The organism is Methanosarcina mazei S-6, from assembly GCF_000970205.1.
GTDB classification, from domain to species: Archaea; Halobacteriota; Methanosarcinia; order Methanosarcinales; family Methanosarcinaceae; genus Methanosarcina; species Methanosarcina mazei.
Window position 1 is genome coordinate 3,302,100 of the sequence record NZ_CP009512.1, and the last position, 23,909, is coordinate 3,326,008.

17 protein-coding genes and 3 rRNA genes are annotated in these 23,909 nt (G+C 42.6%); 8 read left to right on the plus strand and 12 right to left on the minus strand.

Annotated elements, in window-relative coordinates:
* Positions 1 to 796 precede the first annotated feature (796 nt).
* The 3 genes from MSMAS_RS14125 to MSMAS_RS14135 all read right to left on the minus strand — a co-directional run bounded on the left by MSMAS_RS14125 (position 797) and on the right by MSMAS_RS14135 (position 3,863).
* Complete coding sequence (locus MSMAS_RS14125; RefSeq protein WP_048046701.1) at positions 797 to 2,317, minus strand: hypothetical protein; 1,521 nt, start codon at positions 2,315 to 2,317, stop codon at positions 797 to 799.
* Positions 2,318 to 3,036: 719 nt separating this feature from the next.
* Positions 3,037 to 3,417, minus strand: a complete 381-nt coding sequence (locus MSMAS_RS19005) for a hypothetical protein (RefSeq protein WP_155395382.1) — start codon at positions 3,415 to 3,417, stop codon at positions 3,037 to 3,039.
* A 128-nt stretch (positions 3,418 to 3,545) separates the two neighbouring features.
* Entirely contained in the window at positions 3,546 to 3,863 is a 318-nt protein-coding gene (locus MSMAS_RS14135) for a hypothetical protein (RefSeq protein WP_155395383.1), read from the minus strand.
* A 190-nt stretch (positions 3,864 to 4,053) separates the two neighbouring features.
* Here MSMAS_RS14135 and MSMAS_RS14140 point away from each other — a divergent pair, with 190 nt between their 5' ends.
* Positions 4,054 to 4,536, plus strand: a complete 483-nt coding sequence (locus MSMAS_RS14140) for an Ig-like domain-containing protein (RefSeq protein WP_015412270.1) — start codon at positions 4,054 to 4,056, stop codon at positions 4,534 to 4,536.
* Positions 4,537 to 4,587: 51 nt separating this feature from the next.
* Positions 4,588 to 5,037: a hypothetical protein gene (locus MSMAS_RS14145; protein ID WP_011033955.1), complete on the plus strand. Its 450-nt coding sequence runs from the start codon at positions 4,588 to 4,590 to the stop codon at positions 5,035 to 5,037.
* Positions 5,038 to 5,334: 297 nt separating this feature from the next.
* Here the strand turns inward: MSMAS_RS14145 and MSMAS_RS14150 are convergent, their stop codons facing one another.
* The 5 genes from MSMAS_RS14150 to MSMAS_RS14170 form a co-directional block, all read right to left on the minus strand.
* Positions 5,335 to 6,072 (minus strand): LysE family transporter, encoded by a 738-nt coding sequence (locus MSMAS_RS14150; protein ID WP_327036665.1) that lies wholly within the window; start codon positions 6,070 to 6,072, stop codon positions 5,335 to 5,337.
* Between the two features lie 406 nt (positions 6,073 to 6,478).
* A complete protein-coding gene (locus MSMAS_RS14155) occupies positions 6,479 to 7,345 on the minus strand; it encodes a hypothetical protein (protein ID WP_226987574.1) in 867 nt (288 codons plus the stop codon).
* 115 nt (positions 7,346 to 7,460) lie between these two features.
* Positions 7,461 to 9,380, minus strand: a complete 1,920-nt coding sequence (locus MSMAS_RS14160) for a PINc/VapC family ATPase (RefSeq protein WP_011033952.1) — start codon at positions 9,378 to 9,380, stop codon at positions 7,461 to 7,463.
* 209 nt (positions 9,381 to 9,589) lie between these two features.
* Entirely contained in the window at positions 9,590 to 9,952 is a 363-nt protein-coding gene (gene hisI, locus MSMAS_RS14165; protein ID WP_011033951.1) for a phosphoribosyl-AMP cyclohydrolase, read from the minus strand.
* A gap of 174 nt (positions 9,953 to 10,126) precedes the next feature.
* Complete coding sequence (locus tag MSMAS_RS14170) at positions 10,127 to 12,106, minus strand: amylo-alpha-1,6-glucosidase (RefSeq protein WP_011033950.1); 1,980 nt, start codon at positions 12,104 to 12,106, stop codon at positions 10,127 to 10,129.
* 161 nt (positions 12,107 to 12,267) lie between these two features.
* Here MSMAS_RS14170 and MSMAS_RS14175 point away from each other — a divergent pair, with 161 nt between their 5' ends.
* The 3 genes from MSMAS_RS14175 to MSMAS_RS14185 all read left to right on the plus strand — a co-directional run bounded on the left by MSMAS_RS14175 (position 12,268) and on the right by MSMAS_RS14185 (position 14,458).
* Entirely contained in the window at positions 12,268 to 13,407 is a 1,140-nt protein-coding gene (locus tag MSMAS_RS14175; protein ID WP_011033949.1) for a hypothetical protein, read from the plus strand.
* Between the two features lie 289 nt (positions 13,408 to 13,696).
* The gene (locus MSMAS_RS14180) at positions 13,697 to 14,017 is read left to right on the plus strand and encodes a HesB/IscA family protein (protein WP_011033948.1); all 321 of its coding nucleotides are present in this window, start codon (positions 13,697 to 13,699) and stop codon (positions 14,015 to 14,017) included.
* A 78-nt stretch (positions 14,018 to 14,095) separates the two neighbouring features.
* The gene (locus MSMAS_RS14185; protein ID WP_011033947.1) at positions 14,096 to 14,458 is read left to right on the plus strand and encodes a nascent polypeptide-associated complex protein; all 363 of its coding nucleotides are present in this window, start codon (positions 14,096 to 14,098) and stop codon (positions 14,456 to 14,458) included.
* Between the two features lie 680 nt (positions 14,459 to 15,138).
* Here MSMAS_RS14185 and rrf read toward each other — a convergent pair.
* From rrf to MSMAS_RS14200, 3 genes are all read right to left on the minus strand, one after another.
* Positions 15,139 to 15,260: ribosomal RNA gene (gene rrf / locus MSMAS_RS14190) — 5S ribosomal RNA — on the minus strand.
* A 75-nt stretch (positions 15,261 to 15,335) separates the two neighbouring features.
* Positions 15,336 to 18,242: ribosomal RNA gene (locus tag MSMAS_RS14195) — 23S ribosomal RNA — on the minus strand.
* Positions 18,243 to 18,449: 207 nt separating this feature from the next.
* A 16S ribosomal RNA gene (locus MSMAS_RS14200) occupies positions 18,450 to 19,924 on the minus strand.
* Together the 16S, 23S and 5S rRNA genes form the textbook arrangement of a ribosomal RNA operon.
* An 842-nt stretch (positions 19,925 to 20,766) precedes the next feature.
* On the opposite strand from MSMAS_RS14200, the gene eif1A reads away from it, so the two are divergent.
* The 3 genes from eif1A to MSMAS_RS14215 are packed head-to-tail and all read left to right on the plus strand — an operon-like array spanning position 20,767 to position 22,438.
* Complete coding sequence (eif1A, locus tag MSMAS_RS14205; RefSeq protein WP_080929504.1) at positions 20,767 to 21,102, plus strand: translation initiation factor eIF-1A; 336 nt, start codon at positions 20,767 to 20,769, stop codon at positions 21,100 to 21,102.
* Positions 21,103 to 21,104: 2 nt separating this feature from the next.
* Positions 21,105 to 21,893, plus strand: a complete 789-nt coding sequence (locus MSMAS_RS14210) for a serine protein kinase RIO (RefSeq protein WP_011033945.1) — start codon at positions 21,105 to 21,107, stop codon at positions 21,891 to 21,893.
* Positions 21,890 to 22,438: a KH domain-containing protein gene (locus tag MSMAS_RS14215; RefSeq protein ID WP_011033944.1), complete on the plus strand. Its 549-nt coding sequence runs from the start codon at positions 21,890 to 21,892 to the stop codon at positions 22,436 to 22,438. Before MSMAS_RS14210 ends, MSMAS_RS14215 begins: the two co-directional genes overlap by 4 nt.
* A gap of 57 nt (positions 22,439 to 22,495) precedes the next feature.
* Here the strand turns inward: MSMAS_RS14215 and MSMAS_RS14220 are convergent, their stop codons facing one another.
* Positions 22,496 to 23,881, minus strand: a complete 1,386-nt coding sequence (locus tag MSMAS_RS14220; RefSeq protein WP_048040877.1) for a dihydroorotase — start codon at positions 23,879 to 23,881, stop codon at positions 22,496 to 22,498.
* Positions 23,882 to 23,909 lie beyond the last annotated feature (28 nt).

The following is a 23,909-nucleotide window of genomic DNA, read 5'->3' on the forward strand; positions in this document are numbered from 1 at the left end:
GATAGATTAAGCTTACGAACAAAGAATTTTAGAAAGGCAAGAAAAATCAGGAAATAAGAATCAAAGAAAAATAGAAAATATACCTGAAAAATATAAAAGTAAACATTTCAGGTCAGTATCTATCTGCAGAAATGTTACAGGTCCTTTTCTCCTGTTCAAAAATCACCTTGTACTTGCCGCAGCGAACGCATTTATAACGTTTTTCGAGCGCAGTTGGCAAACAGCAGAGCGCTCCGCTTTTTCGTTTCCAGTCGTGCAGTCCTAGAAGACATAAAAAATTTTGTCTATGGTCCGATTCACTTGGCTCATCAGAACATTCTTGAGTCAAAAACCTCTTTCCCTCGCTAGATTCAGTAAGGTTGTTTTGCAGTATTAAGGAGTTTTATGCATAAAAGTGCTATATAAGTATATACTTATTAAGGACAAGGATAACCAGATTTCCCATTAAAAAAAGATTTTTGCCTTCGTATCGAAAAGTGATAAATAGAAAGATTGAATATTGATAAAATATTCCAAAAATAGAAAGTTCTCAGAATTAAAGTGAGGGGGGAAATAATGGGAATTCAACTATTCAGACATAATGAAAAAGCAATGGAATTACCAATTAACATCGTTGTGATACATTGCAAAATCCTATAAGAATTACGAATTGAAGAATTCTTATCGAAAACTTGCCGTTATTTTAGTATACGCACCAAAAGACTATAAATATTACTGTGTAGCAAACTTAAAAATTCTTGGGGGAAAGTTAGTTACTCCTAAAAACCACAGATGGTTTACGCAAATAACTGACAAATTAATTATTTGCAGATACTTTTTTAAAAATTTTAGTTATCAATAAAACTAGTAACAGTAAAAGTATAATGAAAAAAATATGGCTAGTTAGTATTTCCCATCCTAAAGAGAAAAGATAAAAAATCATAACTATTGATGCTAAAATCCATCCAAGTGAGTAACTCGGTTTTTCTACAAGATATTTTATGTTACTACACTTGTACAGTATATGCATCCCGAAAAAACCCAATACATACATATATAAAAATATAGATGTAAACAAACTTGACCAATAAAATATTCCTACCCAGGCAATTTGTCCTTTAAAAAGTATTGCGTCTAAAAAATATTTGAGATCCCCGTTTAATATTGGAACTATAAGGTAAATAAGACTCGATACTAAAAAATCCAAAAATAAAAATAAAACTAGTTTACCTGGAGTTCCTGAGATTACTTTGCTTAACATATAACGAGTCTCCAGTATACTTAAAGAATCAGAAAGTATGTTTAAGAAAATAAATGGAAGGAATTCCACAAAAAATTTATTCCCCTCCATTATAAAAGGGGTAACTAAATCTATATTAAGTGCAGCGACTAAAGCGATTGCAACAATCGAATTTAACATTACAATTAAAGGAGATATATCAAAAAGTGATCTATGCTTCTCAATGAATAACAAAAATAGATAAACATATACAGAAGGAATAAAAAACATAACACCCACAAAAAGACTCATTAAAATAAATAAACTATAATAATGTAAGCTATCCATATGGAAAAAACCTAGATCCGGAAAACCACTTTCTTGCATACTTTCTTGCATTGCTTGTGTATTCATTCCGAATCTAACGATTATGGCCATCAACATCATAGACGTAATTGTGAAAATTGCCACACATGTGCTCACAAAAAAGCATTTTGGTACAGAACCCCGCGAGAACTTGTTTTCAGCATACGGTTCATTAATTATTTTTCTTATATGTCTAGCCAAAAGCATCAAATCATATAAATAATTGAGAACAGGAATATCGCGAACTTTGTTTTCGCCATATGAACTAAATATTATTTTCCTTTCTTTTTTGATAATAAGTACTAACTGATCAAACAAATAATTATAACCAGGAATACTAATAGCAAATGGTCCAACAAACAATATAGAAATAATCAAATAACTAGGAACAAAAAAAGTACTCATAGAAAGTATGATTGGTGTAAAAACAAGCCCATTTTCGGAAACCGGATAAGAGAAATATGCTAAACGTCCAATTGCGATAAAAAATAACAAAATCCCCCAACAAATAAAGATAACGACCCAAAGCCAGTAAGAAATTAATGGATGTTTGAATCTATTTACAAAAACATAGTCAAACGATTTAACAAATACATCACAAATTTCTTTTATATAATAATGATTGAAACTCCTACTTCTTTCAAGTAACCTCTTCATACTTGTATTCACAGGATTATACTCTTTATCTAAATATCCGCCAAATGCTATACACAGGCCAGCAAGAGCAACACAGGCTTTAAAATCAAGTGTCATATTTACTAAGTAAGGCTCAACTGCACTCTATATAAACTTATTTTTTAGTTAAATTAAGTACTTACTCAACGCCATTGCTGGCGTAAAATATACTCTCAGGAGTTTTTACCGCATTAATAGATGGTGATTTGAGAAATCAGACTAAATAAAAATCTTTTTTTCACTAAAAAGATACAAATAAACTAAATTTTGAAAGGATGGAAGGCAAGCCTTCCCTTCCGTGTGGGCTTAACTTCCCCTTTTAGCAATTTAGGAAATCAATCTGTACCAAATCTAGAAAGGATTAAGAAAAATACCTCTTTTTGCTACCCTGCCCGCAGGGAAAGACCGGACAAAGAAGCCAGCTTTAGGAAAACCTATAGAGACACCTAAAGTTCCATCCAGTCTTTACACGCAAAGAATAAGACCAGGCCTACCCACATGCACCGCCCAAGCCATGCGACAGGTCTTAGACCCTTAGCACCCGCACCTAATACCAACTGCCCACAGATACCGCCGCGAACCATACGTAGGTATTAGGAAACCCTTATACCATCATTGAGACACTACCCTAGATAGCAGCAAATGCTCAGAAGCTTCAAAAAGAAGACTATTGTTAAAATTAACAAGTTTTAGAGCATGAACTCCTCAGACCAGATAGTAATTCTACAGAGTACAAATTTTAAGAAAAGAATGCAATGATGAGAATATTAAAGAACCAAAAAATAAAAATTAAAAAATTATTTCAGGTATGCTCTTGTTGTTGTAACAACCAGAGTTTTTGTTATAAATGTTTTACATGTTCCTGTAATTGCTGTTGCAGTTACTTTATAAGTTCCTGGTTTGAGTACACCACTACGGTTACAGATCCCATCCAGTCTACAATGAGGACAATAAGCAGAAGTTGTCAAAACTTTTGTAGTCCCACTGTAAACGTTGAATATCACTTTGTCTACGGGACCATTAACTACAGCATGGAATCCTACTCTGTTGGCATTCCCAGAAACTGTAAAACTTGTAATTGTAGTACTACAAGTTGCTGCACTGGCTACTGGCATTGCACTGACTACTGGTAAAAATAAAAGAGTCAATAGCATAAAAATACTCAGCATTCGTTTCACTTTTAGTTATAGCATAGCTAAAGTATATAATTTTTTTAGTGTGTTTATGTAGAAATCTTTAATTTGATGTAAATTTTCCCTACAACTTTTTTGTTTATGTCATACATTAACATTTTAATTTATTTCCTTTACTTGATTCCTGAACTTCCTTTCCCTGAATGTTTCCTGCATTCAGTCTTAAAACTGAATGTAGAAGTAGACGCAAGATATCCAACAAATCTAAGGACTAAAGGCAGGAAGCAATCAGGGATTTCTTTAAGGTCTTTTCCAAATTCGATTTTATTTAAAAGGAGGTTCGGGTTTTTTCTATTGGAACTTAACTTTAGTTTGCACCTATTATGTGTGTCTGAAACACGCTCTTTTAACCTCCATGTAGACGCATCAACATTTGCACCTGAAATTTTGAGCTTGTCAAGCAAATCAGTAGAACTCTTACGATAGTCCAAACTAGCGGAAACAGGCGAAAGAGGACTTCCAAGATAATTTCCACATTATCCAATGTATGAAATATAGTCCTTGATTCATACATATAACAAGCTTTGCCAACATATAGAAAAGTTATAAATAGAAAGATAGAATATTGATAGAATGTTGTAAAGTTGAAAAGTTCTCAGAACTAAAGTGAGGGGGGAAATAATGGGAATTCAACTATTCAGACATAATGAAAAAGCAATGGAATTACCGATTAACATCGTTGTGATGCTCGTTGTGGCAATGGTCGCTCTTGCAACCCTTATTTCGATAATACCGACTCCTACAAAGGAAATGTCAGTTTTTGTGGAAAGCACAGGACCTGCGCCAGGAGACCTTCAGACAGGGAATTCAATAATAGTAAGTTCTACAACTGCGCAAAACCCGTTCACAGTATCATCAGAAGTAAGAGTCACTGATAAAGACGGAAACCCGGTTAGAAATGCAAACGTCATCCTTAAAGGACTTGGTGGTGTGGCATCAAACACAACTGACATTAACGGGGTTACTGTTTTGACAACACCTCCAGGTGCGCTTGTAAGGCTTGACCCGAACCAGAATGAAGGTACAATGGACCTGAAAATCATAGCAGACGGTTTCTATGACTATGAGAAAAAAGATGCAGTCATGATAGTAAAAACTCGCTAATAGTTAACTTGCTAACAAGCCTGATAAGAATAAAATCTGGAGAAGCCGCATATGCTGCCGAAAGACCTGAAAAAGAACGAAACCGGGACCGTTGGGCTTCCGATAAGGATTGTAGTTCTTTCGATTGTCGGGTTTATCGGGTTCTGTGCGATTCTCTCAGCCCTTTCATCTGCTCCAGAACCTCCGGAATCCATGTATGCAACATCAAATATAAGCACACTTTCACTCAATTCCGGAGGAACAGGGTCAAACATTACATTTCAAATAAACGTGCTTGACAGGCAAAACCGGGGAGTTGCAGAAGCAAATGTAATTGTCTGGAGTCCGGACAGAAAAAAAGCATGTTCAGGAGTTACGAATTCTGACGGAAATGTAATAATAACAATTTCCAATCCGGAACTGCCTCCCGGAAAAGCCGAAGGGTATATTTCAATAAAAGCGATGAGAAGCGGATACACAGATATCGATGAAGCGTATTTCGTAAAGGTAAAAAGAAGTTAAAATTCCTGATTGATTAAGTAAAGTTGATTGATTAAGTAAAGTTGATTGATTAAGTAAAGTTGATTGATTAAGTAAAATTGATCGATTAAATAAAACTGATCGATTAAGTAAAGTTGATTGATTAAGTAAAATTTCTGATTCAGCAAAAATTTAGAAAAAAGACAGGACTTTAAAAACAGCATTTCTTAATGCTAACAACTTTTTTTCAGTACATAATTCGTTTCACAGACGGAATATCTCACACTCTGCAACTTAATATGCCTGATTTTTAACATACCTGTTTTAACCTGAGAATAATCATTGCAGGACATTATTGTTGTTAATCATAAACCACAGGCCGATGAATGACATAAATCCTCCGCACAGGTATACCAGCTTCTGGTGTGTGGGCTGTGAAATTATTTCCGTTCCTCTGGAAAAAGAGGATGAGACGGTTAGAAGAAAACCAAAGTCTGCTATCCAGTGCCCGATAATAAATGCAAGGACTGAAAGAATGCCTGCCAGATATTCCTGAAGAATAATTGCACTGCCTGCTGTCAACCACCAGGCAACAAAGAAAGGATTCAACGCTGAAGTTATAATTCCTGCTGAGACCGTGCTCGAAAAAGGGTTTAAGGCTGAGGTTATGATCCCTGAAGACATGGAACCAGAGGAAAGGTTCAGGCTGCTGGCCGAAATAGAGACATCCATTGTGGAGGCTTCTTTTGCTTTTTTAATCATTAGAAGCCCGAATGCTACCATTACAAAGCCGCCTACAATAGACAGATAGGAGATAATTGACTGCCTGAGAAAAGATGACGCGCCTATGAGAATAAGCATGAACAAAATGCATTCCACAAGGGCATGCCCCATGAAAATCGAAGGCCCTGCTCTCCAGCCTTTATGAAAAGACGCACCTATCGTTGCAAACATCATGGGCCCAGGAATAATGGCTGCAGATATGCCTACAGTGAAGCCGAAAACAAGAGCTTTGATTAATTCGATTATAGTCCCACCCGGAATGGATCTTAAAATATAAATGTAGAAAGTTATTATATAAAAATGTTTTGAGACTGATAAAAAAATAGAATTTACATCATCAGCCTGAAAAAGAATCTGTTCTCCCTAAGTGGATAACCTGAAAACTAAATTTATATATATACCTGAATATTTGATTATTTACCTGAATATTTATTTATCTATCAGATTATTTACCATATACTTATTCAGTTATTTGTCCAGTTATTTGTTCAGTTATTTATTCAGTTATTTGTTCAGTTATTTATTCAGTCATTTGTTCAGTTATTTATTTGTTTTTTTCTTGTTTGCTTGTTTGCTTGTTTGCTTGTTTATTTATCCAGTTATTTATTCCATATATTCCGAGGTCTATTTACCGATTTATTAACCTATTTATCCGTTAATGACCGGAAGAGGTAATTGATGTCCGTAATCTGTTTTCAAATTAATGCGTCAGGGACTTTTGTTCCCGGTTGACCATGGAAAACTTTAAAATTACAGCCCCTGCCATAATTACCGCAAGCCCGATTGAGAAGTAAGGCGACCTTATTATATCCCATCGGCCGGACAGGATAAGAATCCCTGTAAGAAAAAGGACTGAAGATCCGGCGATTCCTGAGATTTCTACCGGGACTTTTATGGAACCCAGTGTAAACCTGTCACGGTTTTCAAGGAATTCAATACGTGATTCGAGTTTTCGTATATATTCTTCCGAAGCATTTTCCTGGCATTTCATATTCTGGATCTCGCCCTCAAGTCTTTTAACCTCGGGATCAAGGTTTTCATGCACAAAACCGGAAAGTTCGGATATTGCAGCCTGTAAAGTATGAAGGCTTTCAGAGAGGCTGGAAAAAAGAGTACTTATTTCTTTTATTCTGTAAACGACTCCTGAGACTTCGGATGAGCTATCAAGTGAAATCATGGAAGCTTCCGAAGATTCTGAAGAAGGGAGTGCAGAACAGAAGGCAAAATTCGAAGTGCTCTCCTGTGTTATTAACGGAGCAGAATCTGAAAGTAAAGAACTGCCCTGATGAGAAAAAGGAGCTTCAGGAGAAATAGAAGGACCCAGCGGAGTAATCGAAGTGCCGGCTACGAGCTTTGCAGAAGTTACTTCCTGAAAAGAGTCTGAAGAAACCCCCGGATGGGCTTTTCCAGCCTGTAAATTTTGAGGCGCTTCAAGAGATAGGCGGCGTTCAATTGCCCTCAGCCGCTTTTCAAAACTTCTGATATTCTGGTCAAAGACCTCTATTCTCCCCTGCAGATCTTCCCTTATTTCGGGTTCTGCCTGATATGCTTTACTCAATAGAACCATAACCCCCAAAAAATTTCTACTATGAAATCTCATGCAAACTGTATATAAATTTTTTGATGATAGGACAGAAAGTAGAAAAATATAATTAAAAAAGAAAAAATATAAAACGGAAAGATTAGATGGGTCTTACCTCAACAAAATCTCCGCTGTCCTGAGCTCCCATAATTTCCAGTGCAAGATCCGAGTTCATCCTGAGTTTAACATCTCCATGCCTGCTTACAGTTGCACTGAAAAGATATTCGTCTTCAATAAAGATCTCAACATCCATTCCTGAAAGCTCGGGGACTCCCAGAATAAGGTGTTTTTTGGTCCTTTCAATGACCGGATGAACAGGAGAAGCAGGAGCAATTTTTTCAGGCGTAGCTTCCCTGGCTTTCCCCGGAAAAGCTTTGCGCTCTCCGCGCTTCGGGCCCTTTGTACTTTTTGGAGCTTCAGCTTCGATCTCCCTGACATCGATATGGAGCCCTAGTATATTTTCGATCCTGTCAATGACGTTCCCGCCTTTGCCTATAACCTTTCTCATGTCCTCATTGAATACTTTTACAATTGCACTATCGTCTGAGGTCACTTCAACTTCAACTGGACCTGTCGCATACCTGCTGATTACGTTCCTTATCTCTTCTTCTGCAAGCTTCCAGGCAGGTTTTCTGCTTTCCCGTGGAGAGCCGATTGGCATGACCACGACCTGTTCTCCATAAGTATAAATCTCATATTCGACCTTTCCTGTTTCAAAATCAGCAATGGTGATTACCGGCCTTGCAAGATCCTGCTCGGTCATCCCGTGAGGCACCTTAACCGTAAAGGCGAGCACCAGGACTTTTGCAACCTCTCCCTTATCGATGAAGATTACAGTGTCAACTACCTGCGGGATCACACCAAGTTCAACCCGTCCTATGAGACGCTGGATCGCATCGACCGCACGTGTCGCATGCACCACCCCTATCATTCCGACTCCAGCAAGCCGCATGTCCGCAAAGATCAGAAAATCCCCGGTTTTTCGGACTTCATCATAAATAGTGTAGTCCGGCCTGACAAGGAGCAAAAGATCTGCAGTATCTTCCATCCTTCCATTCAGAGGAGAGTACTGGGTGATCTCAGCAGGCACCTGCAGGTCTCTTGGAGATTCCATGGTCTTGACAACCTGCCCGTGGTCGTTCAGGTAACGTGCAACTCCGGCAGCAAAAGTGGACTTCCCAGCTCCGGGAGGTCCGGCAATAAGGATCCCGCGCTGGCTTATTATGCGCTCTTTCAACTTATCGCTCAGGCGGTAGTGCTCAAGGTCAACAACAACTGTAGGCCTTACAACAGTTATCTCCATATCATCGGAAAAAGGCGGATGTGCAATTGCAATCCTCATATTTCGGATCTGCAGGACAGTAGCCCCGCTTGAAGACATCTCTATGAAAGATTCAGGGTCAAGCCTGGCTCTTTCGATAAGCTCTTTTGAAATGCTGGAAAGCTCCTGGGAACTTGCAGGTTCCTCCCTGATCCGCACATATCTCACCTGTCCGACGGGACCTTTTTTAGCCATGGGAGAAACCCCGTTTTTAAGGTGTACGGACATTGTGTCATCAGTAAAGAAGTGCTCGACTTTAAGGGGACCGAATTCTGAAGGGTCCTGAACTTTGGGATGCATGTACTCAACATCAAGTCCCTTTGCCCTGGCTATAAGAGACTGCACGCGGTCTTCGCTAACAAAAAGCCCTCCTTCGTCAAGAGCTGTCTGCCGGATAAGGGCATCCACTCTTCCTTCCCTGGAAAGCTTAATCTCCTCAAGACTTGGCTGAACCCCGCTAAACTTAAGTTGAATATCCCCCCTGTCTGCCAGCTTGCGAAGCTCAGAAAGTTCTTCAAGCCCTTTGAAACCTATTTCTCTGCCCTTATTCGCCTGAGCTTCAAGTTCCGATACAACAGCTTCGGGAATGATAACTTCAGCACTCCCAAACTCACCACTTTTAATTCGGGAAGAAAGCCTCCCGTCAATAATCACGCTTGTATCCGGAATGATTCTCCATATCCGCTTCTCATCAGCCATATAAATGGATATAGAGCCAGAAAGTATATAATAAAACTTCTGCTGCTTTTTTTCGGATGAATGAAGTTAAAAAAGCATAATTGATAAAAAACGAAGTTTTAAAAGATCCTGTGATAAAAAAGAATAAAATAGGGATGAAGAGGAGCAAAATACAACATAATAATTTGATTAATTATGATTTGAGAAAATCTCTCTTGATAAATTAAGGTTCAGTAAACATCCTCAGGCTCAAACACCTTTTCACCCACAACTTCTCCGTCAAGATTTCGATAGAAGCAGGACCTGTATCCCATATGGCAGGCCCCTCCAACCTGTTCCACAAGCAGGAGAACGGAATCCATATCGCAATCAATCCTGATTTCCTTTACTTTTTGCAGGTGCCCGGATGTTTCACCTTTTTTCCATAGCTTTTGCCGGCTGCGGCTCCAGAAATGGGCAATTCCTGTTTCAACCGTTTTTTCAAGAGCTTCCCGGTTCATGTAGGCACACATCAGAACCTCTTTGCTGGCCCGGTCCTGAACTATGCCAATAATCAAGCCGTTTTCATATTTAAGGTTACCAAAGTCAATCATGTGAGAGAAATTGCCAAACTAGTATAAAAAAGGAGAAGGATAAGACCTGCCTCCAGAAAGAATAAAATCAGGAAATAGGAGTGTCCACTATTACAGAAAAAATGGATTTATAGAAAAAATGGAGTTTTGTAAAAAACCGGAAAAACTATTTTAAAAAGGTGATGAAAGCTTATTTTAAGGTTTGATCCCCAGGACATCCTCAACATATGCCCTTAAAATTTCTGCAACACTCCATGCCTGGGCAATGCAGCCTCCAGGAGAGTGGGGGAAGTCGCCATCAAACACTTCTGAAATCGTCCCTATGCCTGCGGTCTCAAGGTGCGAATCAAATCCCTGAAGCAGAGCACGCATATCCTCAAGGCTCTTTTTTGAATAGTTATGCACTTTCCTGTATGCTTTAACATAAGGTCCAAGGAGCCATGGCCAGACTGTCCCGTTGTGGTAAGCTGAGTCCCTGCTTTCGGACCCTCCCCTGTAAAGTCCTATGTAAGAAGGATCGTCCAATGAAAGTGTCCTGAGCCCGAAAGGTGTCAGCAAATCTTTCTCCACTCTATCCACAATAGCTTTCTCTTTTTCAGGGGAGAGCATTGTGTAGGGTAGAGAGACTGCAAAAATCTGGTTTGGACGAATTGAAGAGTCCTTAATCTGATTTCCAGCCTTATCTTCAGACACAATATCATGGAGACAGTTATTCTCAGGATTCCAGAAAACTCTTTCAAAATTGGAGGCTACTCCGGCTGCAAGAGTTTCGTATGAAGACGTATCTCTCCCCAGCAGGTCTCCCAGTCTGCAAGCAGTCCTGAGAGCATTATACCACAGGGCATTGATTTCACAGGCTTTACCTGCTCTAGGAGTTACAGGGATGTCGTTTACTTTAGCATCCATCCAGGTCAGCTGAGGGCCCTGCCTGATAAGATAATCAGAATCCATCCCAATCCCGAAATCCGTGCCTTTACTATAATTATCTATTATATCTTCCACAGTTCCCCAGATATCCGAGAGGAAGAGCAGGTCTTCCGTATATGCAAAATAACGGCTCAGGGAATGAATAAACCAGAGAGATGCATCTACAGTATTATAGACAGGCTCTCCTCCGAAAGCCGGGAAATTATTGGGAATCAGGCCTCGCCTGCAGTTACTGGAAAAATTTTTAAGGATGGATTTGGCATCCTCAAAACGGCGGGGGATCAAAACAAGCCCTGGAAAAGAGATCATTACATCCCTGCCCCAATCTGAGAACCAGGGATAACCTGCAATTATTGTTTTTTCACCGGTCAGAGGGTGTTTTACAATAAAAGGATCAGTAGCTCTGAGAAGTTTGAGGGCAAAAGGTTCGGTAAGCCTTGAATTAAAAGCAAAAAGGTTCTGTCTATAAACCTCCCTGGTATAGAGTTCTTCAGCTTTTTCAAGAGTAAGAGAGGATATATTTTCAGTTGAAGCGGCAATAAAGAAATAAGATGTTCCCATTTTAAGTTTGCTTTCGAAATAGCCTGGATTGAAATTATCCTCTCTGAACGCAAGCCCCCGATCTTTTTCTATATCATATTCAAAGTTATAATACCACTTAGGGTCAGCATGATACTGGAGATTGGATGAAAGCCAGAAAGTAAAACCATTTGAGCTTTCCAGTTTGGTTCCGTCAGTTTCAGCTTTCTGGGAAAAAGAGAGGTCTCCGGAACGTGTAGTTCCGTGAAAACTTCTTGCGTTGACAAGGGGAGAGATCCTGAGCAAAGCACCTTCTTTACGGCACCTGACCTCATAAAGGATACATGTAGTATTACTGTTATGTACCATGAAAATTTTCTTTTTTACAGTGAAGTCCCCGGGCTGGTAGACCCAGAGAGGGGCAGGTGCAAGAATAAACTTGGTAAGATAGGTGAATCCTTCGGGATAAACCGTACCCGGGTATTTATGGGTTGCAAGCGGGTAGATCTCTTCATTAAGGGAAATCTCTTCATCCAGGGAAGAGAGCAGTAAAACCCTGCCAGGGGAATCAGGAGGAGCCGCAACAAGAAGTCCATGGTAAGTCCTTGCCCCGGCTCCAATGACCGTAGATGAAGCGTATCCACCAATACCGTTACCTATAATCCATTCTCTTTTTATGCCTTCTTCATAGGTATGAAACGAATCTCTTCCAAGCCGTATCCCACTCATACATACCTGATTAGGATTTAATTTCTTATATAGTTGTACATTTAGAAGGGAGGGGTTTAAACGGAGAAAGAAGCATACGGTATAATAAGTTTTAAGATAATTATATTTTAATTGTAAACATAAACTATTTTAGCTGTGCAGGACATAAGAAAGTGAGAATCATGAAGCAAGACCTTTTAGAACTCCTTATTGATATTTTCAAATCATCCGGATACAATGTCATAATATCCAGCCAGTATGACATCCTTGTGGAGAAAAACGGACATAAGGCTTATGTCATGTGTGCCCTGAGTCCAGATTACGAAGAAATAAAATCTTTTTCTGAAAAGATAAAGGGTTGCACTGGAATTTATGTCATAACCCAGAAGACTTCAGGAGAACTTGATGATTACGCAGCCGAGCTAGGGATATACATATGGGACAGGGATGAACTGGCTCTCCAGATCGGAAGGGCGGTTCTGACAAATATGGAAAGAAAATCAAGGAACTGTCAAACAGAATCTGAATTGCCCTCCAGGGAATGCCAGAATAATGTAAGTCCTACCTCTGAATCTGCCAGAGATAACTGGAAAGAAAGCTTCGAACAGGAGCCCTGTTCAGGCGGGGGACTTGTACCTCTACAGGAACTATCAGGGGGAACAGAAAGAGTTTCTTTTGCGTCAAGGATCCGGCCTCCGGTTCAGGAGAGGAAACCCTTAAAGAGAATAGAGGACGATGAAACTCCGGGGACTGAAGAGTATGAGACGCTGAATATCCAGTCCGTAGAACCCAGGATTCCTAAAGATCAGGCTATTATTATTGCAAAACCCTATCTTATCGGCCCTAAAGATGCGATCTTAAAATTCGTTCCCTTCTGGATGTATTCTTACAGCGTGGAAGCAGAAAAACGGTTCAGGTCAAAGGTTGTAAATATTACAGGGGAAGGAAAAGGTTTTCTTAATGCACTGAACAAGTCAAAAGAAAATATGGATATAGAAGGGCTTGGGACACCCACCAGAATTCCGGCAGTGCAGTATGAGGTAAAAAGGCCGAATGTAGATAAAAAGCAGGCAGAGAAGATTCTTCTTGATTTTATTATACAGGAAAATACACGTGAGATGCGCTTTAATAACCTCGAAGGGCAGGCAGTTATCTATGAGCAAAAGAATATTAGCCCGAGAGCTGATGAAGTCGAACTTAATATGGATCTTGTTTATGTTCCAGTATGGGAAGTAAAGGGAAAAAGAAATTCTCTTGAAATTAACGCTTATAATGCCAGCATTCTCGAAGAGCCTGTGGATGAAGATGCCGAGTTTGTGTAAAGGAATTCCCTGAAAAAATATCAGAAGAAAAATATATAATATAGAAAATATATTTACATATTGGAGAAAAAAGGGCTTTCATTAAAAGATCCTCATCTGCCCTTCAAGACTCCTTAATAAGGCTTTTTCAGGGGAAAAAGGGTGTCATCTCACATAAGCATTATATGTTTTGGATGCAAGATTATATAACTCTTGGGAGTTATCTGTAAGCTGTAACGGATGGCATTCTTTAGAAATTAAAGATCTTCAAGTTCTAAATTTACCAAAATGAAAAAAGAGGTGCATATAAATGATCGAAGTAACAGAAAAAGCTGCAGCAGAACTGAAAGCACTGCTGGAACAGGAAGGCAAGCCTGACCTTGCGCTCAGAATCTTTGTTGCTGGAGTAGCCTGCAGTGGAGTACAGTATGGACTGGCCCTCGACGAAGAAGTTAAAGAAGACGACGTCACCATGGAAAGCAATGGAATAAAGCTTGTAATGGCAAAAGATATCGAGAGAAACTTCTCTGAAGGCAGCATTGATTACATAGAAGACGAAAACGGAAAAGGTTTCCTTATCCGCAACCCCAACGCCGGCGGCGGATGTGGCACCTGTGGTGGCTGCCATTAAATAAGTTAACTGCTCTGAATGCTAAATACCCGAGCCTGAAGAAGCAAATAAGAAATAAAACAAAGGAGAATAAAATCTATGTTTCCAGGAATGGGAGGCGTGGGTGGTCGGGGGATGAACCCGGCTAAAATGAAGCAGATGATGAAGCAGATGGGGATTGATGTTAAGGAACTGAAGGATGTTGAAGAGGTTGTTATAAAGACAGCAGACTCTAACATAGTTATTGAGAATGCAAACGTCACTATAATGACAGTCCAGGGTTCGGAAACATATCAGATCGTAGGCGATGTAAAGGAAGTCCCAAAATCTCTGGAAATCCCTGCTGAAGACATCAAACTCGTAATGGAGCAGACCGGCGTCTCCGAAGAAGAAGCCAGGAATGCCCTGAAGAACTCAAATGGAGATCTGGCAGAAGCCATTGTGGCACTTTCTTCTGCCTGATTCCTTTTCTTCATTTTACAACTATTTACCTTGTATTTAAAGATAAATTATAAAGATAAATTAAATTAAAGTGGAATAATTTTATAGATTTAATACTTTTTTAAAGGTCTCATTTTAATGAGAATACAATATAAATCTCATATTTTATCAATTACTTTCTTCTCTTCGGATCATCCTCAGATCCTGAAAGATCCACCAGAGACTCTGACATTTGAGGGTACTTTAACATAGGATAAATAATGAAAAAGATCTTTTGTATGTACTTATTCTTTAAGTGTTTATAATATAAAAATTTGTATTAAGTATATGAAAAATAGATTGCAGAGTTCACATTTTTTTTGCAGAACTTCAGGATGTATACTACAAAGCTGATCCCGAAACTCAATGTTGAGACTCTAAACTCCGTATGCTGAATAACCAATAGAGTTTCAGATCATGGAAAATAGTTTTGAAACTTTGCTAATTTTGAGGTAAAATTGGTTTTGGGATGAACTCACAGAACAGAGAGCAACAAGATTGAAGAAGTAGAAAGAAAACTAGAAGGAGATTAAAGAAATTTCAAAAAATAAAACAATATCGGAATACGACATAAGAGTACAATTTCAAAAAATCATTCAAAAAACAATACCAGAAAAATCAATTTCAAAAATCGGTTTTAAAATTAAAGTATTATAAGGTGAGCTTGGCAGCGATCCAGAGTTCCCGAAGGCTCGCACACTTCAGTACAGTAAGGAACGCGGGCAGGCTTATCTTCTGTGTTCGGGATGGGTACAGGAGTTGCCCTGCCGCTATGGCCGCCAAACTCAACCTATAAATGGGATAGGGGAATATGAAAGTCGTGTTAGTGCTGCATACTGAATTTCGCCTGGACCTGAATTAGGGAAAGGAACGGATAGTTAGTGAACGCGGACTGAACACCTCGTTGCCTTGGTGCTTACATCCCGTTTCTATCAAACCGGTCTTCTACCGGAATCCTTAAAAAGGTCTCTTTTTAGGTCAGATTTCGAGCTTAGATGCATTCAGCTCTTATTCCTTAGCGCGTAGCTGCCCGGCGATGCCTTGTCAGACAACCGGTACACCAGTGGCGCCGCTGCTTGGTTCCTCTCGTACTAAAAGCAGCTTACCCGCAGACCTTGTGCACCTCTAGTAGATAGTAACCGACCTGTCTCACGACGGTCTAAACCCAGCTCACGATCTCCTTTAATAGGCGAACAACCTCACCCTTGGCCGATGCTGCACGGCCAGGATGGAAAGAACCGACATCGAGGTAGCAAGCTGCCGGGTCGATATGTACTCTTGCCGGCAACGACTCAATTATCCCCGGGGTAACTTTTCTGTCATTTTTGGCCCCCACCAAGGAGGCTCAAAAGTTCGCTAGAACCGACTTTCGTCTCGTCATCCACTGCTGTGCTGAATAACGTCAGGCTGACTTATGCTCTTGCACTCTTCAGTGAGTTTCCGACCCACTTGAGTCAACCATTGCGCGCCCTTGATATCTTTTCAAGGGCGTCCCGCCCCAGGCAAACTGCCCACCTATCGGGGTCCTCTTCGCAGAGTTAGGGTCGTAGTCCCAGAAGGGTAGTGTCCCAATTGTGGCTCCACGCATGCTGGCGCACACGCTTCGACGCCTCCTACCTACTCTGTACATCCAGAACCACAACCCAGCGACAGGCTGCAGTAAAGCTCCACGGGGTCTTCACTTCCCCCTAGAGGTCTCTAGACTGTGCACTAGAATGTAAGCTTCACCGGATTCCAGTTAGGGACAGTAGGGCTCTCATTGATCCATTCATGCAAGTCGCCAATTAAGCGACAAGGTACTACGCTACCTTAAGAGGGTCATAGTTACCCCCGCTGTTTACAGGCCCTTCTTCCCGTTGAACCGGGGTTTCAGGTACCTGCACTGAGCAGGATTCAGAGATTGTACTAGCCCTTACGGGTTTGCAATCTCCTATGTTGGTATTAGACAGTTAGAGCCCCCTGGTCACTGCGACCTGCTGTCTTCACAGCAGGCACTCCTTATCCCGAAGTTACGGAGCTAATTTGCCGAATTCCCTTAACTGAAGTACTCCGACACGCCTTAGCCTTTTCAGCTAGGGGCACCTGTGTCAGTTCTCGGTACGGACATTTAGCTGCCTTTTCACGGGTCCCTGGGTGCAGCCGACTTGAGCCATTACAGATTCGCCCGATTCTCGCCATTACGGCTCTCCACGGGTTTCGCTGCTTAGACGGCGCGACGACGCCGCTCGGCCTGCCCTGAGACGTCAGACTCAGTGCTAAATGGTACAGGAATATTAACCTGTTTCCCTTTTGGCGTACTCGAATTACGGTACGTCTTAGGACCGACTAACCCTCGGCTGACGAACATTGCCGAGGAAACCTGGCCCCTTCGGCGGCAGGGATTCTCACCCTGCTATGCTGCTACTATTACCAGGATTTTCGTTTGTGAACGGTCCACAGGACTTCACAGCCCTGCTTCAGCCCGAACACAACGCCTTCCTACGAGATTACCTTACGGTACTCCGTGGTATCGGTGGTCGACTTGAGCCCCGTCAATTTTCGGGGCCCCAAACCTCGACTGGTGAGCTGTTACGCACTCTTTGAAGGGTAGCTGCTTCTAAGCTAACCTTCCAGCTGTCTTGGGCTTGGGACGCCCTTTAGTGTTTACACTTAGTCGACACTTGGGGACCTTAACCACGGGCTGGGTTGTCTCCCTTACGGACTACAAGCTTACCCCAGCAGTCCGGACTCCGACTATCTTTGATGACAGTGGGTTTGGAGTTTGACAAGCGGGCGAGGGGTTTCCCCCCCGGAACCGCCAATCAGTGCTCTACTCCACCGACAATCTCCAGTCAGGTCATGCTGCGACATGTTTCGGAAGGAACCAGCGGATGCCGGGTTAGATTAGCATTTCACTACGAGACGCAGGTCACACGAATGATTTGCAGATCAATACCGCTTGCGGTCCTCCACGTAGCTTTCGCCACGCTTCAACCTGCCCACGCCTAGATCACCCGGCTTCGGGTCGTACCCCGATGACTCCACGCACTTGTATACGTCGTGCCTCACCCGTAAGGGTTGCGCACATGTTGCTTTCGCTTCGGCTGCCCAATTAAAAGGTTAGCCATTGCCATCAAGATACACTCCCTGGCCCGTTCTTCAAAACGTAAGATACGACACTGGCAGTGATATTCGTACAACACTCTCGCGAGTGGTTCCTTCATATCAAAGATCCTTTCATGCCGTATCGTTCCATCACTATCAGGTTTCAGGCACTTTGCACCTCCCTTCTCGGGGTACTTTTCAGCGTTCGGTCACCCTACTATTTCGCTATCGGTCTCAAGGAGTATTTAGTTTTGGAGGTTGGTGCCCCCCGGATTCCCGCACGATATCCGACGCACGGTACTCAGGGACATGTTCCCGTCTTCTGGCTTACACCTACGTGACTGTCACACTCTATGGTCTGCCGTTCCAGGCAAGTTTGGTTTTGCCGCGAGACTTTTGAACAGCCCTACAACACCACATTTCCCCGAAGGGATTCGGTTTGAACTGTGCCGGTTTCACTCGCCGTTACTTACGGCATCTCGTTTGATTTCTTTTCCAGCTCCTACTGAGATGTTTCAATTCGGAGCGTTCCCGATCATGACTGATCACTATGGAGAGGTCCCATTCGGAGATCCCGGGTTCATTGGATCCATGCACCTACCCCGGGCTTATCGCAGCTTGGCACGTCCTTCGTCAGCTCTTGAGCCGAGCCATCCACCTGATAGCATATTTCCTGTATACCTAACCAGGTCCAGTTAGCGTTCAATATACAGCACCTATACACGACTTCATGTGCCTGCGGTTCCGCGCAGGCTATCCATCCTTCCCCGAAAATTTACTTTCCGGGTGCACTTGATGATTTGTGAGATTAATATGGAGAAATCTTATCGATTTCTGGTTTGAGGATTTGTTCGGTTTATCGGCATCTGGGTGATATTGTTTTATGCTTAGGAGGTGATCCAGCCGCAGATTCCCCTACGGCTACCTTGTTACGACTTAACCCCCCTTGCAAAGCACAGGTTCGAACACGGCACGAAGTCCGTGCCCTCACCCATACCTCACTCGGGTGGTTTGACGGGCGGTGTGTGCAAGGAGCAGGGACGTATTCACCGCGCTATATTGAAACGCGATTACTACGGATTCCAGCTTCACGAGGGCGAGTTACAGCCCTCGATCCGAACTACGAATGGGTTTGTGAGATTACCAGCCCTTTTCAGGGGAGGGACCCATTGTCCCATCCATTGTAGCCCGCGTGTAGCCCGGGAGATTCGGGGCATACTGACCTACCGTGGCCCGCACCTTCCTCCGATTTAACATCGGCGGTCCCCACAGAGTACCCATCGTCCCGGAGGACATGCTGGTAACAGTGGGCACGGGTCTCGCTCGTTGCCTGACTTAACAGGATGCTTCACAGTACGAACTGGCGACGGCCATGCACCTCCTCTCAGCGATTCAGGCAAAGTCTTCAGCTTGGCCTACATATTGCTGTCGCCCCCGGTGAGTTGTCCGGCGTTGAGTCCAATTAAACCGCAGGCTCCACCCGTTGTTGTGCTCCCCCGCCAATTCCTTTAAGTTTCAGCCTTGCGGCCGTACTTCCCAGGTGGCTCGCTTCACGGCTTCCCTGCGGCACCAGACACGGTCGCGCCATGCCTGACACCTAGCGAGCATCGTTTACGGCTGGGACTACCCGGGTATCTAATCCGGTTCGTGCCCCCAGCTTTCGTCCCTCACCGTCGAACCCGTTCTGGTAAGACGCCTTCGCCACAGGTGGTCCCACAGGGATTACAAGATTTCACTCCTACCCCTGTAGTACCTCTTACCTCTCCCGGTTCCAAGTCTGGCAGTATCCCCCGAAAGCCTAATAGTTGAGCTATCAGATTTCCCGGAGGACTGACCAAACCGGCTACGGACCCTTTAGACCCAATAATCACGATCACCACTCGGGCCGCCGGTGTTACCGCGGCGGCTGGCACCGGTCTTGCCCGGCCCTTGCTAACGGATGTATTTTACACATCCGGACAGCCAGCATATGATGCTGGCACTCGGTGTCCCCTTATCACGGTTTCCCGCATTGTAAAGTTTTCGCGCCTGCTGCGCCCCGTAGGGCCTGGATTCATGTCTCAGAATCCATCTCCGGGCTCTTGCTCTCACAACCCGTACCCGTCGCTGGCTAGTAGGTACATTACACCCACTACTACCTGATAGGCCGCAGACCCATCCTTGGGCAGACGAATCCTTTTGACGCATAAAGCATTCCAGCAAATATGCGTTATCCGGAATTATCCCCAGTTTCCCGGGGTTATGCCGGTCCCAAGGGCAGGTTATCCACGTGTTACTGAGCAGTACGCCATGTATTGCTACATATGACTCGCATGGCTTAGGCGAACACCGATAGCAGTAACCTCTGGCAGGATCAACCAGAATTGTTAATGTATCGCACACTTCAAAATTAAAGGTCTTGGTCGCAGAAACTTGCACTAACAACTATCAATTCAGTTAGTTCATGTCGCGATAAATGTAGTATAATAACAAATATCACCCAGAATTAACCGAACCGACAAATCCTCGTCAGTCAGGAAATAACTCCTGACTCCATTTTTAATGATTAGTAATCTGCATTTATGATGCAGGAAGTTATAGTTACGCACCCATAGTATTTAAAGGTATCGACCCCCCTGTTTGACAGGAGAGATCATAACCGGTCACCATGAGAGAAAAACATCTAGCATGTGATTGAAACCACACTAGAGCAAACTTAGTATTTACGCATCCATTGTATTTAAAGATATCCATTCCCTCTTGAAAAAGAAGAAATATCAAACTTTTAGACAATGAGAAAACCAGCCTGCACAAAGACATTCATGCTTTGACTGGAAACACATATACATAAGTTTTAGTATATAAAGCTTGTTATTCAGAGAACTTTGTAAAGAAAAAAGATCATAACAGACTATGATATTTTGCTTTTTCAATTCCTGAATTCCCACTCTTGAATTGATAATTCGAGAGCAGCGCACGCTTGTTTTGCGCGTGAGACATACAAAGGAACATCCAGTATATATATCTATCGCTCGGTGCATTACTTGGAAAAAAATAATAATAAGAAGAGATTAAAGGATAACAGAAAAGCGCAGCATTAAAATAACAACAGGAAATTGAAAGCTGCACGACGAATAACCTTAAAACCCGAAAAAAGAGATATAGGGATATTTAAGGATATAAAAATAAAAGATGAAATAATAATTACAAATTACATGTAATGAGGTATCACACTGGCAGACTTAAAGAAACCTACATCAAGAGCCTCTCCCAGCACAGAAGAGACCGTGACAAGAGTGCGCACTCCGCGCAGGGAAAACAACGAAATCCTGGCAACTGTAGAAAGTCTCCTTGGTGCAAACAGGCTCAGACTCCGCTGTATGGATGGAGTCGTCCGTATGGGAAGAATTCCGGGGTCAATGAAGAAAAAGACCTGGATTAGAGAAGGAGACGTCGTCATTGCCGTGCCCTGGGAATTCCAGAATGAAAAAGCAGATGTGATCTGGAAATACACAAGGCCGCAGGTAGACTGGCTTGAAAGAAAAGGATACCTTAAAGGATAAACATGAGCAGGGATCTGGAAGAGAAAGTAAAGCGCATTGACAGTGCTACAGACAAAGCCCGGGCAAGAGAAAAAGACTCTGATCGGCTGAAGGTGGAAGAGAATGTATTTGATGTTCCCACCCTTAAAATCCTTTATACACTTTCAAATAAAGGGATAATAAAAGCAATGGGAGGAGCCATCAGTACTGGGAAGGAAGCAAATGTTTTCTATGCAGAAGGCGATGAAAAAGAACTGGCAATAAAGATATACAGGATGGCCAGCAGCACTTTCAAGGCAATGGATGCCTATATTATGAAAGACCCCCGCTTCACGAACATTCGAAACAACAGGCGAGACATCATTTTTGCATGGACGCGCAAGGAACTGCAGAACCTGAAGCGTGCAAAGAGCGCAGGCGTAAGGGTGCCTGAACCAATAGTTGCTGAAAAGAATGTCCTTATTATGGAATTCATGGGAGAAGAAAAGAAACCTTATCCCCTGTTGAAGAACACTCCTCTGGAAGATGATGAGGCAAAGCTTGTTTATAACAAAATCGTTGAATACATGCATCTCCTTTATAAAGAAGCAAACCTTGTGCATGCTGACCTGAGTGAATATAACATTCTCATTGACCCGGCAGATAAGACCCCGGTCTTTATTGATATGGGGCAGTCCGTAACCCTGGAACATCCCAATGCAAGAGAGTTTCTCTACAGAGACGTGCTAAATATACTCAGGTTCTTTGGCCGCTATGGGATCACGGACAAACCTGAAGAACTGCTTTCAAAAATACAGGCGGAAACAACATGACTCAGTATGTCAAAATCCCCAGAGAAAGAATCGGAGTAATCATCGGTCCTAAAGGAGAAATAAAAAAACTCATAGAGGACAAAACCACATGCCAGCTGGAAATAGAGAGTGATAGCGGAAAAATCGATGTTACCTGCGAGGGAGACCCTTTAAAAGAATTCAGGGTCCTTGAAACCATCAAAGCTATTGGAAGAGGTTTCAGCCCGGAAAAAGCTCTTGAAATCCTTGATGATGAGATGCTCATGCTTGAAGTGATTGACCTTTCAGATGTTGCCACAACTCCAAAAGAGCTCCAGCGCATAAAAGGAAGGATTATCGGAAGGAACGGGCGGACCAGAGAGCTTGCGGAAAGCCTGATAAATGTCAAAATCTCGGTATACGGAAAAACCGTATCCGTACTCGGTTACCCCGAACAGAACACCATAATACGAACAGCAATAAAGATGCTGCTCGATGGAGCCACTCACGGCGCGGTCTACAAATTCCTTGAAAAGAAACACCAGGAACTTCTGCACTCGCAGCTGGATTCGGTAGACTTTTACTAAAAAAAGAAAGACCATTACAAAAATTAATTAAAAAAGGAGAGTTCCGGAATCTTATTTTTATCCGACCTCTTCTTCATCTTCTTCTGACCTTTTTCCTCTGCCCTCAAGGAATTTACCTCTTCCGGGTTTTGCATTAATGGATTCTTCCATCCAGATAACCTCGCCTCTCGACAGAGTATATTCCGGAAAAACCGCATCCATGCCTTCGAAGGGGGTCCATCCCGCCTTGCTGTGAAGCATATCAGCTCTTACAGGCTGGAGGTTTCGAGGGTCCACAATCATAAGATCTGCATTATAACCCACCTCAAGTTTTCCTTTTCCCAGAAGGTCCAGCCCGAAAGCTCTTGCAGGATTCCAGCTTGTGAGCATTATCATCTTTGCAAGTGGCAGGATATTTTTCCGGACTGCTGCAAGCATAAGAGGCATAAGAGTTTCAACCCCCGGCACTCCTGACGGAGCAGCCCGGATATCAGGGCCCTTTTCAGATTCAAGGTGAGGAGCGTGGTCCGAGGCTACCATATCAATAGTCCCGTCATTCAGCCCGTTTACAAGCGCCTTGATGCTGTGGCTCCCCCTGAGAGGAGGATTCATTTTGCCAAAAACCCCGAGCCTCTCCCAGTCCTTTGTGGAAAGAAAGAGATGATGAGGAGTGACCTCGCACGTAAAAAGAGGTTCCTTATTTTCTCTTTTTGCAAGATACTTTTCCTTTCGGATCATCCCCACAGCTTCAAGTGTGCTCAGGTGGCAGAAATGTGCCTTTACTCCAAGCCTGGAAATAATCTCAAGCGCACACTGGACAGCAGATGCCTCGCACGCATTCGGGCGTACCTTCGAATGATAGTCACAGGAAACATCCCCTTTCAGCAGCTGCTCCAGTTCAAGCCGCATCTTTTCATCCTCAGCATGGATCGTGGCAAGGGCTCCGAGTCTTTTGATCTCAGCCAGGGCTTCTTCAAAATCTTCTTCTTTGATATTAAGCCCGCCCGTAGACTCAGCCATGAAAATCTCTCCAAAAGCTGTAACCCCCAGCCTCCAGAGTTCTTTGAGCTTCTCTATATTCCCTGTTACTCCGCCATTGATCCCGAAGTCTACTATGGACTTCTTCCTGGCAAGCTCAAGCTTCTGTTCAAAAGAGCGCCTGTCAGTTGTAGGAGGTATAGTATTCGGCTGGTCGATAACTGTGGCAATCCCCCCGGCAGCTGCAGCACATGACCCGGTGTACCAGTTCTCTTTCAGGGTCATGCCCGGTTCCCTGAAATGGACGTGAACATCAATTCCTGCTGGCAGAGTGAGCGATCCCTTTGCATCTATCACCATATCCGAACTTGATACCCTGAAATCTTTCCCTATTTTTGTAATCTTGCCGTGCTCAATAATGATTTCTGCAGGCTGGAGAGAATTATTATAGTAAATTCTTGTATTTTTGATATGAATATCAGGCATGGGCGTCTATATGCTTAAAACGTACTTA

Coding starts and splice junctions, on each gene's coding strand:
- MSMAS_RS14175 (WP_011033949.1), top strand. CDS start 12,268: ATGAAGCAAGACCTTTTAGAACTCCTTATTGATATTTTCAAATCATCC.
- MSMAS_RS14160 (WP_011033952.1), bottom strand. CDS start 9,380: ATGGCTGATGAGAAGCGGATATGGAGAATCATTCCGGATACAAGCGTG.
- MSMAS_RS14145 (WP_011033955.1), top strand. CDS start 4,588: ATGCTGCCGAAAGACCTGAAAAAGAACGAAACCGGGACCGTTGGGCTT.
- hisI (WP_011033951.1), bottom strand. CDS start 9,952: ATGATTGACTTTGGTAACCTTAAATATGAAAACGGCTTGATTATTGGC.
- MSMAS_RS14220 (WP_048040877.1), bottom strand. CDS start 23,881: ATGCCTGATATTCATATCAAAAATACAAGAATTTACTATAATAATTCT.
- MSMAS_RS14155 (WP_226987574.1), bottom strand. CDS start 7,345: ATGGTTCTATTGAGTAAAGCATATCAGGCAGAACCCGAAATAAGGGAA.
- MSMAS_RS14185 (WP_011033947.1), top strand. CDS start 14,096: ATGTTTCCAGGAATGGGAGGCGTGGGTGGTCGGGGGATGAACCCGGCT.
- MSMAS_RS14140 (WP_015412270.1), top strand. CDS start 4,054: ATGGGAATTCAACTATTCAGACATAATGAAAAAGCAATGGAATTACCG.
- MSMAS_RS14210 (WP_011033945.1), top strand. CDS start 21,105: ATGAGCAGGGATCTGGAAGAGAAAGTAAAGCGCATTGACAGTGCTACA.
- MSMAS_RS14125 (WP_048046701.1), bottom strand. CDS start 2,317: ATGACACTTGATTTTAAAGCCTGTGTTGCTCTTGCTGGCCTGTGTATA.
- MSMAS_RS14170 (WP_011033950.1), bottom strand. CDS start 12,106: ATGAGTGGGATACGGCTTGGAAGAGATTCGTTTCATACCTATGAAGAA.
- MSMAS_RS14215 (WP_011033944.1), top strand. CDS start 21,890: ATGACTCAGTATGTCAAAATCCCCAGAGAAAGAATCGGAGTAATCATC.
- MSMAS_RS14180 (WP_011033948.1), top strand. CDS start 13,697: ATGATCGAAGTAACAGAAAAAGCTGCAGCAGAACTGAAAGCACTGCTG.